This window comes from Humidesulfovibrio sp., from assembly GCF_031082295.1.
Lineage (GTDB): Bacteria > Desulfobacterota > Desulfovibrionia > Desulfovibrionales > Desulfovibrionaceae > Humidesulfovibrio.
In genome coordinates, this window is sequence record NZ_JAVHLD010000008.1 from 56,911 (window position 1) to 69,569 (window position 12,659).

Below are 12,659 nucleotides of genomic sequence, written 5' to 3' on the forward strand. Positions count from 1 at the left end.
CCTCCCGCATTGCACGTTCGGGAAGCACAATATCTAACCCCCCTAACCGTAAGGAGGAACACCGCACATGAACAGACGTTCCCTCATCGCCTGCGCCATCGCAGCACTTTCGCTCTGCCTGTGGCTTGGTGTGGCCGTGGCCCAGCAGGCCCCCGCGGCCCCCGCGGCGGATGCCGCCAAAGCCGTTGAAGCGGCAGCCGGAAACGCGGCCAAAGCCGTGGAAGGAGCCGCCAAGGCTGTGGAAGGCGAGCCCATGAGCAAACTCGCCGCCGCCCTTGAAAAAGCCCCGCGTGGCACCGAAAAGGGCATGATCGACGAGTCCAAGCCGGCCGGCTTCCTCGGCATTCCCGGCGCGCCCACCGTCAACCCGATCCTGGCGTTTGCCTGGGCCGTGTGGGTAGGCTGGATATTCTCCACAGTTGGCGCCTTCGGCGGCGTCATGGCAGGCGTCGGCCACATGAGCGTGTTCGGCTTCGGCTCCTACGCTGGCGGACTCAAGAAGACCGCCCCGGACCTGGGCAAGATCGTCACCGACTCCATCAAGGCGTCCAACCAGTTCCTGGTGGGTACCTCCGCCGCCATCAGCTCCTTCAACTACCTTAAGATGGGCCGCCTGGTGCTGCCCCTGGCCATCAGCCTTGGCCTGGGCTCGCTGATCGGCGCGTACGGCGCGGCCGCCCTGTCCGCTGGCAAGCTCGATTTCAAGTCCTACCAGGGCTACTTCGGCCTCTTCGTCCTGGTCCTGGGCTGCTACCTGCTTTACGAAACCACCCCGGGCGCCCAGACCAAGAAAAAGACCGCCAAGGAAGCCGCCAAGGCTTTCGAGGACGCCGTCAAGAAGCTGAAGAGCGGCGAAGCCGTTGACGAGTCCAAACTCGGTCTGCACATCCAGAAGTTCAACATGTCCACCTGCGAGTTCGTGTTCTACGGCGTCCCCTTCAAGTTCAACCCGCTGATCCCCTTCCTGGGCGGCATCTGCATTTCCGCCGTGGCGGCCTTCCTGGGCGTCGGCGGCGGCTTCCTGCTGGTTCCCTTCCTGACCAGCGTGACCCAGCTGCCCATGTACCTGGCAGCCGGCACCTCGGCCCTGGCCGTGCTCGTCAGCATGGTCACCAGCATCATCACCCTTATGACCAAGGGCACTCCCATCGAGTGGACCCTCATCGGCACCGAGTTGGTGGGCATCACCGTCGGCTCCATTGTCGGCCCCATGACCTCCAAGTACCTGTCGGACAAGCTGATGAAGCGCATCTTCATCGCGCTGTCCTTCTACATCGGCTTCGGCTACCTGCTGGCCGGCTTCGTCGGCTACAAGATTCCCGGCGTCTAAACGCCCCGTGCGACATCCTGGCCGGGCTCCCGCAGGGGGCCCGGCCTTTCACAACAGAGCAGCACACCCAAAATGACTCCATTCCAAGCCGTCGACGCCTTTCTCATCATTCCTTTCCGCATTCTGCCCAACCCCGCGGCCGGTTTCTACCTCGGCGTCTTCGTTCTGGCCGTGGGCAGCGCTGTTGTTGGCTGGTGGAGCAAGGCGCTGGTGAACTATGCGAACCGCTCGCGCCGCAGGGCCGAGGACGGAGAGGCGCAGCGCCGCAGCGAGCTGTCCTTCCAGGCGCTGCAGATGAACGACAAGGACGCCTACCTGGCCCAGAACCAGCTGGCCCAGGAACATTACGGCAACTCCCTTGCCCTGGCGGCCGGACGCGGCGCCGCCCTGCTCTGGCCAGGCATGATCGCTCTGGCCTGGCTGACCATCCGCTTCGAGGGCGTGCCTGCCCCCTTCCTGTGGGACAGCGCCGGCCCTGTCACCGTGTTCTTCCCGCCATACATCGCAGCGATGTGGGCGCTCTCGCGGCTGAGCCCCAAGAAGCCGCACAACCCTTTCGCGGCCTGAGGCCACCCTCTTTCCATCCGCCCTTCTCTACCGTAATGTTTGGGCATGACCCCTGACCGCTACATCGCGCACATCGACATGGACGCGTTCTTCGCTTCCGTGGAGCATCTGGACCACCCCGAGTGGCGCGGCCAGCCGCTCGCCGTAGGCGATGGCCCGCGCTCGGTTGTTTCAGCCGCAAGCTATGAGATACGCAAGTTCGGCGTGCGCTCGGCCATGCCCGTGGCCCAGGCCAGGAAACTCTGCCCGCACGGGCTGTTCGTGCCGGTGCGCATGTGGCGCTACAAGGAGATGTCCAGGCGAATCATGGCCGTGCTGCAGCGCTTCTCGCCCCTGGTGGAGCAGGCGAGCGTCGACGAGGCCTACCTCGACGTCACGGGGCTGGAACGGCTCTTCGGCCCGCCCGAGGATCTCGCAGCAACCATCCGCGCCGAGGTGCGCCGGGAGACGGGGCTCTCGTGCTCTGTGGGCATCGCGCCCGTGCGCTTTCTGGCCAAGATCGCCTCGGACTTCCACAAGCCCGACGGCCAGACCATCATCCGCCAGCAGGAGGTGCGCGCCTTTCTGGATGCGCTGCCGGTGCAGAAAATTCCCGGCGTGGGCGGCCGCACCCTGGAGATATTGAACGGATTGGGCGTGCGCCTGGCCGGTGATGTCCTGAAACGTCCGGCGGAGTTCTGGAGACAGAAGCTGGGCGAACGCGGCCTGTGGTTGCTTGAGCTGGCCCAGGGGCGCGACGACAGGCCCGTGACGCCCTTCACCCCGCCCAAGTCCTCCAGCGCGGAGAACACCTTCGAGCGCGACACCCGCGACCCGGTGGTGCTGCGGCGCTGGCTGCTGCTGCAGAGCGAGCGCGTGGGCGCGGACCTGCGCGCCCAGGGAGTGCGCGGCCGCACCGTCACACTCAAGGCCACCTTCGCCGACTTCCGCAAGCTCACCCGCTCGCGAACCCTTGAGGAACCGGTCAACGACACGCAAAGCATCTTCGAGACGGCGCTGGCGTTGCTCAAGGAGCTGAACCCAAGACAGGACTTGCGGCTCATCGGCGTCGGCGTGTCGCAGTTCGGGGAGCGTTCAAGGCAGCTCTCGCTGCTGGAGCCGGAGCCCCAGGCAAAAAAGCCCAAGGGCGCGCTGGACCAGGCCCTCGACGCCGTGCGCGGCCGCTTCGGCAAGGGGGCCATCGTTCGTGGCGACCTGCTGAACTTCGACGACTAGGCGGAGAAGGGGGAGGCAGGCGGCAAGAATTGGCCGCTCAGGTCATTTTGTCTTGCGTGGCGGGCTGCAAGCTCAGAGCTTCAATTTGTATTGGGCCAACTTGTGGCGCAGGGTGCGCGCGCTGATGCCGAGCAACTCCGCCGTGCGGTTCTTGCTGCCGCTCGCGGCCTTGAAGGCGCGCTGGATTGCCCTGATCTCGGCCTCGCGCACCACGGAGTCGAGGTTCAGCCCCTCGACGCTGTCGTCGCCCTGGGGGCACACGGTGTCCATGCCGATGCCGAGGCGCATCTCCAGCGGCAGGTCCTCCGGCTTCACCAACCCCTCACCCTTGTGCAGGAGCACCGCGCGCTCGACCAGGTTCTTCAGCTCGCGCACGTTGCCGGGCCAGGAATGGCGGAGCAGCAGCGCCATGGTGTCCGGCGCCAGGGAAAGGTTGGGCCGATGATACTGGCAGCCGAACAGCCAGAGGAAGTATTCGGCCAGGGGCGCGATGTCCTCGGGCCGCTCGCGCAGGGACGGCAAGGAGATGGGAATGACGTTCAGGCGGTAGAACAGGTCGGCGCGGAAACGCCCGGCCCGGACCATCTCCGGGAGCAGGCGGTTGGTGGCGGCCACGATGCGGGCGCGAAACCCCTGGTCCTTCTCTCCGCCAAGGCGCTTGAAGGTGCGCTCCTCAAGAACGCGCAGGAAGTCCACCTGGTTGGACAAGGGGATGTCGCCCACTTCGTCCAAAAAAAGGGTTCCGTCGGCCGCAAGCTCGAAGCTCCCCTTCTGCAGCCGCAGCGCGCCGGTAAAGGCCCCCGGTTCGTGGCCGAAGAACTTGTCCGCAAAGAGCTCTCCCGTGAGCACACCGCAGTTCACCGGCACGAAAGGCCGCCCGCTGCGGTTGGAGAGGGTGTGCAGCAGCCTGGCGAAGAGCTCTTTGCCCGTGCCGGACTCGCCGGTGAGCAGAACCGGAGCGTCGGACCCGGCGACCTGGATGGCCACGTGGTAGAGCGCGCGCATGGATTCGGAGCGAAAGAGCAGCCCGGCTTCGTGCATGGCGGAACGCGCCTCGGGATCGCCCACCACGCTTTGCGGCAAAAATTTGCCGTCGAACATTTCGGACTCAACGCCCATCCCGTTTCCCCTCTTAGAACACAGACAGGAATCCGCCCTCACTGGCTCGGCGAATAGGCTTTCCTGTGCCGAAGACACCCACACGCCATCACTACTGGGCAATATTTTGCCAGTCAAGAGCAATTGGGACGAAACATGCCGCACAGGGAAGTTTCTTGCCGCTTTTGCGGCAATCTCTTGCCGCATGACCGCGCCAGCGTTTTCAATAAATCAAATTATTACAAGCTGTTATTGTTCGGCACAGATATTGATACTAATGGGAAGTCCCTGCGCCGGGCCGGTTCCGGGGCAAGCAAGGGTGCAGTACAAATCCAACGACGATCAAGGGAGCGGGAATGACGATGAATCGGAAACATGTGCTGGCGGGCTCCGCCTGTATTGCCTTGATGGGTGTGCTGCTTTTCGCGGCCATGGCCTGGGCCTCCAACGCGGGTACGGATGCCGTTGCCCAAGCGGGCTCTGAAATGGTCAAGGCTGGCGCGCAGCTTGGCGCGGACACGGGCGTTGCCTGGTGGGTTTGGCCCCTGGTGCTCCTGTTCTTCTGCTTTGTGCTCGGCATCATCGCCGTGCTTGCGGGTGTTGGCGGCGGCGTGCTTTACGTGCCCCTCGTCAGCGGCTTCTTCCCCTTCCACCTAGACTTCGTGCGCGGCGCGGGCCTCATGGTGGCCCTGGCCGGTGCGCTGGCCGCTGGCCCCGGCTTGCTTAAGCGAAACTTCGCCTCGTTGCGCCTGGCCCTGCCCGTGGCGCTCATCGCCTCCAGCTGCGCCATCGTCGGCGCGTTCCTGGGCATGGCCCTGCCCACCAATGTCGTCCAGCTTTTCCTGGGCATCACCATCATGGGCATCGCCATCCTGCTCCTGTGCTCCAAGAACTCGGCGCACCCCGTCGTCAACAAGCAGGACGCCCTCGGCTTGGCCCTGGGCATGAACGGCGCCTACAATGATCCCTCCACCGGCGAGCTGGTGCAGTGGAAGACCCACCGCACCCTGCCCGGCCTCCTGATGTTCATCATCATCGGCATCATGGCCGGCATGTTCGGCCTGGGCGCCGGCTGGGCCAACGTGCCCGTGCTGAACCTCATGATGGGCGCGCCCCTCAAGGTGGCCGTGGGCACCAGCAAGTTCCTCCTGTCCATCACCGACACCTCCGCCGCCTGGGTTTACCTGAACAAGGGCTGCGTCATCCCGCTCATGGCCATTCCGAGCATCATCGGCCTCATGCTGGGTTCTTTCGTCGGCGTGCGGCTGCTGGCCAAGGCCAAGCCCACCTTCATCCGTTACATGGTCATCGGCGTGCTGCTCTTTGCGGGCGGCAAGGCTCTCCTCAAGGGCCTGGGCATTTAATCCGCTGCGCAACGCACGCATTCATTTCGGAGGATAATATGAGCGATACCATTCATACCGGCAAAGCGACTCCCGAGCAGGTCACCTACGCCAACATGCTGTTCTACGGCTGCTGGGGCGGCCTTGCCCTCATGGCCGTGACCTACCTGCTCTACGTGTTTGGCATCATCACCCCGCACGTGCCCCTGGAAAAGGTTCCCTTGCTCTGGTCCCAGCCCGTCGGCACCTACCTTGAGCTGGGCAATGTCCCCACCGGCTGGGGCTGGAGCGTGCTCATCGCCAAGGGCGATTTCCTCAACTTCCTGGGCATCGTCCTTCTGGCGGGCATGACAATTGTTTGTTATATTCCGCTCATCCCGGCCTTCTTGAAGCGCAAGGAGCTCGTCTTCGCCGCGCTCGCCCTGGCCGAGATCATCGTGCTTCTGTTCGCCGCTTCCGGCATTGTTGGCGGGGGCGCGCACTAGTACTGCCCACCCACCAGGGAGGCGGGCGCAGGCATAACGCTTCCCTGGGGAGGACACGAGTTGGATCAGAACACACTCATCAGCTTGAGCGGACTGGACAGGGCCGACCTGCCCCGCATCCTGCGCGAACTGCCCTTCGGGGTGGCCGTGCTGGATGCGGAGCGCCGGACCCTGTTCCTGAACCGCGCTCTGGAGAGCCTGACCGGCTACAACACCGCGGACGTGGCGGGGGTGTACTGCCGCCACGTGCTGCGGGGCAGCTTCTGCCTGCATGACTGCCCGCGCCAGCCGCAGTCCGGGTCCTGCGCACCCGAAGCCTGCAGCGAGGCCCGCGAGGGCACCCTGGTCAACCGCCACCGCCGCAAGATTCCCGTGCGGCTGACCAGCCTGCCGGTGCTTGATCGCGAGGGCAAGCTGCTGTGCACCTTGGACGTTCTGGAAGATCTTTCGGCCCTGAAGGACATGGAGACACGGCTCTCCGTTTCCGCCAGCCCGGGCCAGATGGTCGGCCGCTGCGCCGTCATGGAGCACCTGCTGCGCATCCTTCCCGCCGTGGCGCAAAGCGACTCCTCCGTGCTGCTCACGGGAGAATCCGGCACCGGCAAGGACCTTCTGGCCGAGTCCCTGCACCGCTTCAGCCCCAGGGCGCGCGAGAGCTTTGTGCGGGTGAACGCCACGCCCATGCCCGAGGCCCTGCTCGACGCCGAGCTTTTCGGCCAGGTGGAAGGCCCCGGCGGCGTGCCCAGGCCCGGCAAATTCCAGCTGGCGCAAAACGGCACCCTGTACCTCTCCGAGATCGCGGACATGCCCCTTGCGCAGCAGGGCCGCCTGCTTCGCCTGCTTGACGAGAAGGCAGTGGTGCCAGCCGGTGGCGAGCGCCCCATGCACCTGAACGTCCGCGTGGTGGCCGCCTCGGGTCGCGACCCGGAGGAAATGGTCAAGGCCGGACTGTTGCGGGAAGACCTGTTCCACCGCCTGAACGCCGTGCGCCTGCACCTGCCGCCCCTGCGCGAGCGTGGCGAGGACATCAACTTCCTGCTGGCGCACTACCTTAAGATTTTCGCGGCCAAGTTCCGCAAGCAGGTGCTCGGCTTTTCAAGCGAAGCCGAGGCGCTGCTGACTTCCTACGATTACCCCGGCAACGTGCGCGAACTGCGCAACATGGTCGAATACGCTGTCATGGTCTGCGCCGACGAGGTGATCCGGCCCGAGCACCTGCCCACCCACCTGCGCCTGCCGCGACCTGCCTCGATGCCCCACGCAGCGCCCGCCCCCTTGCGCGGCAAACCAGCCGGGGTCCACAAGCCCGTCCGGAACAAGGCGTAGGGGGCGATCATGGGTAAAAAAATTCTGGTGACGCTCTACCGCGACGAAGTTGCCCCGCGCTTTGACCTGTGCGCGGAGGTATTGCTTGTCACCGTCGACGCCACAGGGCATGAAGTAAGAAGGCAGGACCTGGTTCTGGCCCACTCCAGCGCCGACGACCTCTGCGACCTGATTCTGGACCGCGAGGTGGCCGCAGTCATCACAGGCGGCATCGAGGAAGAACACTACCACTACCTGCGCTGGAAGCGAGTGGAGGTTGTGGACGGCGTGGCCGGACTTGCCGCAGAGGCGCTGGCCCTGTACCTGCGCGGAGAACTTTCCCCCGGCGCAATCCTTTTCCCAAGGCTCGGCCATGATTAAGCTCGCCGACATCATCAAGCACCCGCTGCGCGAGCTGCAAAGCGACGTGGATGAAGCGGAATCCCCGGTGCGCTATGTCGTGCTTCGCCGCAAGATCTTCGCGCTCATGGCGGCGGCCACGCTCATCCCGCTCCTGGCCATGGGCGCCCTCAACTACTACGAGCACCAGACCACCATGGCGCGCGAGATCCAGAATCCGTTGCGCGTGCTGGTGAACAAGACCAAGAATTCCTTTGAGCTGTTCCTGACCGAGCGTTCCTCCACCGTGAGCCTCATCGCCTCGGCCTACACCTATCAGGAACTGGCCGACGAGAAGAAGCTCGCCCGCATCTTCAGCGTGATGAAGAAGGAATTCAAGGGCTTCGTTGACCTTGGCCTTATCGACGACAGCGGCACCCAGGTGAACTACGTCGGACCCTACGCCCTCAAGGGCAAGAACTACGCCGAGCAGCGCTGGTTCCAGGAAGTGCGGCTCAAGGGCAAATACGTCAGCGACGTGTTCATGGGCTTCCGCAAGTTCCCCCACGTCATCGTGGCCGTGCAGCATATGACCGAGGACGGGCGCACCTGGATTTTGCGCGCCACCCTGGACACCCACCAGTTCGAACGCATCATCGCCTCCATGAGCCTGGAGCCCGATGCCGACGCGTTCCTGGTCAACGCGCAGGGCATTTTGCAAACCAGTTCCAACAACTACGGCAAGGTGCTGGAGAAGATGAGCTTCCCCATGCCGCCGCAGACCTACGAACCCGCGGTGCTGACCATGGTCGACCCCCTGGGGCGCGAGGTCTACCTTGCCTACGCCTACTTCCCCGAGGCCAACTTCGCCCTCGTGGCCGTGAAGCCGCGCGGCTCTGTGCTCAAGACCTGGTACACCGTTCGCGGCGACCTGCTGTTCATCTTCGCCCTGGGAGTGCTGGCCGTTTTCGTGGCCGCCTACCGCGTCACCAACGTGCTCATCGGCCGCATGAAGGAATCCGAGGAGCGCCGCGAGATGGCGCTCCGGCAGGTGGAGCATTCCCAGAAGCTTTCCAGCATCGGGCGCTTGGCCGCGGGCGTGGCGCACGAGATCAACAACCCCCTGGCCATCATCAACGAGAAGGCCGGGCTCATGAAGGACATCATGGCGCGCGAGCAGGATTTCCCCGCCAAGGCCAGGATCGACGGCCAGGTGGAGAGCATCCTGCGTGCTGTGGAGCGCTGCCGGGGCATCACACACCGCATGCTCGGCTTCGCCCGCCGCATGGACGTCAGCATCGAAGACCTGGACGTTGGCGAGATCATCAAGGAGACCGCCGGGTTCCTCTCCAACGAGGCCATGCACCGCAAGGTCGACGTGCGCCTGGAGATCGACCCCGAACTGCCGCGCATCAATTCCGATCGCAGCCAGCTCCAGCAGGTGTTCCTGAACCTGTTCAACAACGCCCTGGCCGCCGTGGCTGATGGCGGGCGCATCCTGGCCACAGCGCGCGAGGTCGGGGACAATGTCGAAATCTCCGTGCGCGACAACGGCTGCGGCATGTCCGACGAAACCCTGAAGCACATCTTCGAGCCCTTCTTCACCACCAAGAAGGGCAAGGGCACCGGGCTCGGCCTCTCCATCACCTACGGAATCATCAAACGCCTGGGCGGAGACATCGCCGTCGAGAGCGAGCAAGGCGTGGGCACCACGCTCACCATCACCCTGCCCAAGGGGCAGCGGGAGGCATTGGCATGAACGCGAAAGACTGGAAGATACTGCTGGTGGACGACGAACGCGAGTTCATCACCACCCTGGCCGAGAGACTGGAGTTGCGCGGCATCCCCGCCCGCGTGGCCTTTGACGGCGAAAGCGCGCTTGAGGCCATCGCTGCCGAGGAGCCGCACGTGGTCATTCTCGACGTGCTCATGCCCGGCATCAAGGGGCTGGAAGTGCTGGAGCGCGTGAAGCGCACCAACCCGCTGGTCCAGGTGCTGCTCCTGACCGGCCACGGCAGCACCCGCGACGGCATCGAAGGCATGCGCCTGGGCGCCTACGACTACATGATGAAGCCGCTCAACATCGACACGCTCATCGAGAAGATGGAATCGGCCATCGACTATGCCAAGAAGGCCGCCGCCCTGCCGGGCAAGAGCGACGGGTAGCGGGAGGACCTTATCATGCGCGACGCCCTGTTCATGGGCCGGATGACGGCCTCTGCAACACACGAATTGCAGAACATTCTGGCCACGATCCGCGAGTCCTCCGGGCTCATGGACGACCTTTTGGCCATGAGCAGCGAAGGCTTCGCCCACGCCGAGCGCTTCAAGAAAGGCCTTGGCGTCCTGGCTGAGCAGGTGGAGCGCGGCATGATCCTGACCGAGCAGCTCAACTTCTGCGCCCACGCGCCGGAGAAAAGCCCGGCCGGAGCCGATGTGAACGAGTCCGTACGCGCCCTTGTGGGGCTCTCGCGCCGCAGCGCTGCGCGCAAGAAGACCTCGCTGGTGCTGGCTCCTGGCCGCGCAGGACTGCGCACGTCCCTGCGCGCCGTCGAGGTCATGGACGCCGTGGGCGCTGCCCTGGAGGCCGCCCTTGATGTGCTGCCCATAGGCACGCAACTGATGCTCTCCGTGGAGGAGCAAGGCGGGCTTGGCGTTGTGCGCCTGGACGGACCGGGCTACGAGACGCTCCAGCAGGCCAAAGGCTGGAACGCACTGGTTGCGCTGGCAAAGACGCTTGGCATCGGCCTTTGCGCCGGTCCGGGCGGCATGGGTTTGGTGCTGTCCCTGCCCAGGCCCGCGGCCTGAGCCCCAGGCCCGGGGGATTGATTTTTAGGCAAAGAAGAGTAGCATCCAGAGTAGCAGCTTGAATCACCATGTTACGCAGGCGGAGTGCACGCCCCTGCGAACACCCAGGAGGTCACTATGCTCGGGATGCTCAAAACGCTTGAGGACACCTTCGCGGCATTGGCATTCGCCGATGCCGGGGAGCGGCAGGAGGCCATGCGTATGGCTGGAGTGAAGGAGATGTCGGTATCCGTCTCGGACGTGTACGCCGCTGTCGCTTTTGCGGAAGCCGGCTGCGTGGCCGAGGCCCGCGAGATGCTGGGAATTCGCCCCGTTCGCCTCGCACCCACGCCCAAAGTCTGCGGGTTCCTTGAATCCGTTGGGCTTGCGGGTGTGCGCGTAGCCTACGGACTGGCGGAAGCCTAGCCGGAGAGCCAAACACCGGGGGCCGGGACCGTCACCTGACGCCCTAGACCCGGCCCCCGGAACCGCGCCAAAACGCGGCAACAAGGAGTGCACCGTGAGCAAGAAGATCAAGCTGCTGCTGGTCGACGACGAGGAAAATTTCATCAACACCCTGGCCGAACGCATGAAGATGCGCGACATGGGCTCGGATGTGGCCCATGACGGCGAGACCGCCCTTGAGATGGTCAAGGACGAGGCTCCCGACGTCATGGTCCTCGACCTGCGCATGCCCGGCATCGACGGCGTGGAAGTGCTGCGCAAGGTCAAGAAGGCCAATCCGCACATCCAGGTCATCATCCTCACCGGCCACGGCTCGGAGCAGGACCAGGAGCTGTGCATGCAGCTCGGCGCCTACGAGTACCACAAGAAGCCCGTTGACATCGACCGCCTGGTCAAGAGCATCAAGGGCGCCTATCGCCAGAAGATGGAAGACATGATGGTGGCCGCCACCTTTGCCCAGGCAGGCGACTTCGAAGACGCCGACGAGGTTATCCACGAGCACGACGAGAAGTAGCCGAGGGGGCAGCCATGAACGCTGTCCTGCTCGTCGATGACGAGCGTGACTTCGCCGACACATTGGCCGAGCGGCTCCAGACGCGGGGCTTTATGGTCCGAACCGCCTACGACGGCGAGGAGGCCCTGCGTCTGGCCGCCGGGTTTGATGTGGACGTGGCAGTGCTTGATGTGAACCTGCCGGGCATGAACGGCCTTGACCTGCTGCGCGAGCTCAAAGTCGTGCGGCCCCAGGCGGAAGCCCTCATGCTCACAGGCCAGAACGATCTTGCCACCGCCGTCTCCGGCATGAAGCTCGGGGCGACCGACTATCTGGTCAAGCCCGTGCCCATTGAGCGGCTGGTCGAGGCCATTACGCGCGCCCAGGACCGCCGCCAGGAGCGACTGGAAGGCTTGCGCATGGCCGAGACGGCCAAGATGGCCGCGCTGGGCCAAATGGCCGAGGGCGTGGCGCATGAGATCAACAATCCCGTCAACGTCATGGTTTCCCTGGCTGGCTGGATGGACGATCTGACCGGAGACCTGGGCGAAGCGCTCAAGACAGGCTCCTGCGATGTCTCCGGCACCCTGACCGAGCTCTCCGAGAGTGCGTCCAAACTCCATGAACACGGCCTGCGCGTCAAACAGCTCACGGCCAAGCTTTTATGCCTGTGCCACAACACCGCCGTGGAACCGGGCGCGCGACCGGCCAGAAGTTCCGACGACGGCGACCTGGACGTCCTCATCCGCACCTTGCTGGCAGAGCGCTCGCAGCGCATGTCCGAGGCGCACATCACCACGAACACCGACCTGACGCCGCACCTGCCCGCGCTGACCCTGCCCCAGGCGACCTTGCCAGGGGCGAACCTGAGCACAGCCCTGGGCAACATCCTCGACAACGCGCTCGACGCCATGGCTTTTGGCGGGGGCATGCTCACCGTGACCACCAGGTCCGAGGCGGGCGAACTCGTCATCGTCATAGAGGACACCGGCTGTGGCATCAGCCCCGCGCACCTGCCCCGCATTTTCGAGCCCTTCTTCTCCACCAAGGAAGTGGGCCAGGGCACAGGACTCGGCCTGTCCGTCAGCTACGGCGTCATCAAAGGGCTCGGCGGAGACATCCTTGTGGATAGCCGCCTGGAGAAGGGCACGCGAGTGGTCGTGCGCCTGCCGCTGGCCCAGGCCATTGACGCTCCCCACCACCCGCACTAGCACAGCCAGACCTCCATCGGC

The 12,659-nt window shown here is 64.7% G+C and carries 14 protein-coding genes; 13 read left to right on the top strand and 1 reads right to left on the bottom strand.

The features are described from left to right. Positions 1-67 precede the first annotated feature (67 nt). The 3 genes from RDU24_RS06535 (at position 68) to dinB (ending at position 3,112) form a co-directional block, all read left to right on the top strand. On the top strand, positions 68-1,330 hold the full coding sequence (locus RDU24_RS06535) for a sulfite exporter TauE/SafE family protein (RefSeq protein ID WP_308734944.1): 1,263 nt from the start codon (positions 68-70) through the stop codon (positions 1,328-1,330). Positions 1,331-1,402: 72 nt separating this feature from the next. After that, the gene (locus tag RDU24_RS06540; RefSeq protein WP_308734945.1) at positions 1,403-1,897 is read left to right on the top strand and encodes a hypothetical protein; all 495 of its coding nucleotides are present in this window, start codon (positions 1,403-1,405) and stop codon (positions 1,895-1,897) included. A gap of 45 nt (positions 1,898-1,942) precedes the next feature. Next, on the top strand, positions 1,943-3,112 hold the full coding sequence (gene dinB, locus RDU24_RS06545) for a DNA polymerase IV (RefSeq protein ID WP_308734946.1): 1,170 nt from the start codon (positions 1,943-1,945) through the stop codon (positions 3,110-3,112). Between the two features lie 72 nt (positions 3,113-3,184). Here the strand turns inward: dinB and RDU24_RS06550 are convergent, their stop codons facing one another. Then, positions 3,185-4,231, bottom strand: a complete 1,047-nt coding sequence (locus RDU24_RS06550; protein WP_308734947.1) for a sigma-54 interaction domain-containing protein — start codon at positions 4,229-4,231, stop codon at positions 3,185-3,187. Between the two features lie 464 nt (positions 4,232-4,695). On the opposite strand from RDU24_RS06550, the gene RDU24_RS06555 reads away from it, so the two are divergent. The 10 genes from RDU24_RS06555 (at position 4,696) to RDU24_RS06600 (ending at position 12,638) form a co-directional block, all read left to right on the top strand. Next, complete coding sequence (locus RDU24_RS06555) at positions 4,696-5,574, top strand: sulfite exporter TauE/SafE family protein (protein ID WP_308734988.1); 879 nt, start codon at positions 4,696-4,698, stop codon at positions 5,572-5,574. A 38-nt stretch (positions 5,575-5,612) separates the two neighbouring features. Further along, positions 5,613-6,038, top strand: a complete 426-nt coding sequence (locus RDU24_RS06560; protein WP_308734948.1) for a DUF1634 domain-containing protein — start codon at positions 5,613-5,615, stop codon at positions 6,036-6,038. 60 nt (positions 6,039-6,098) lie between these two features. Then, positions 6,099-7,364, top strand: a complete 1,266-nt coding sequence (locus tag RDU24_RS06565; RefSeq protein ID WP_308734949.1) for a sigma-54 interaction domain-containing protein — start codon at positions 6,099-6,101, stop codon at positions 7,362-7,364. 9 nt (positions 7,365-7,373) lie between these two features. Next, on the top strand, positions 7,374-7,724 hold the full coding sequence (locus RDU24_RS06570) for a NifB/NifX family molybdenum-iron cluster-binding protein (protein ID WP_308734950.1): 351 nt from the start codon (positions 7,374-7,376) through the stop codon (positions 7,722-7,724). Then, positions 7,717-9,441, top strand: a complete 1,725-nt coding sequence (locus RDU24_RS06575) for a sensor histidine kinase (protein ID WP_308734951.1) — start codon at positions 7,717-7,719, stop codon at positions 9,439-9,441. The genes RDU24_RS06570 and RDU24_RS06575 overlap by 8 nt, the downstream gene beginning before the upstream one ends. Beyond that, the gene (locus RDU24_RS06580) at positions 9,438-9,848 is read left to right on the top strand and encodes a response regulator (protein WP_308734952.1); all 411 of its coding nucleotides are present in this window, start codon (positions 9,438-9,440) and stop codon (positions 9,846-9,848) included. The genes RDU24_RS06575 and RDU24_RS06580 overlap by 4 nt, the downstream gene beginning before the upstream one ends. Positions 9,849-9,863: 15 nt before the next feature. Continuing rightward, positions 9,864-10,490, top strand: coding sequence for a hypothetical protein (locus RDU24_RS06585; protein ID WP_308734953.1), 627 nt, complete (start codon positions 9,864-9,866; stop codon positions 10,488-10,490). 117 nt (positions 10,491-10,607) lie between these two features. Further along, positions 10,608-10,895: a hypothetical protein gene (locus RDU24_RS06590; protein ID WP_308734954.1), complete on the top strand. Its 288-nt coding sequence runs from the start codon at positions 10,608-10,610 to the stop codon at positions 10,893-10,895. 94 nt (positions 10,896-10,989) lie between these two features. Then, positions 10,990-11,448, top strand: coding sequence for a response regulator (locus RDU24_RS06595; protein ID WP_308734955.1), 459 nt, complete (start codon positions 10,990-10,992; stop codon positions 11,446-11,448). A gap of 14 nt (positions 11,449-11,462) precedes the next feature. After that, positions 11,463-12,638 (top strand): sensor histidine kinase, encoded by a 1,176-nt coding sequence (locus RDU24_RS06600; RefSeq protein WP_308734956.1) that lies wholly within the window; start codon positions 11,463-11,465, stop codon positions 12,636-12,638. Positions 12,639-12,659: the final 21 nt, after the last annotated feature.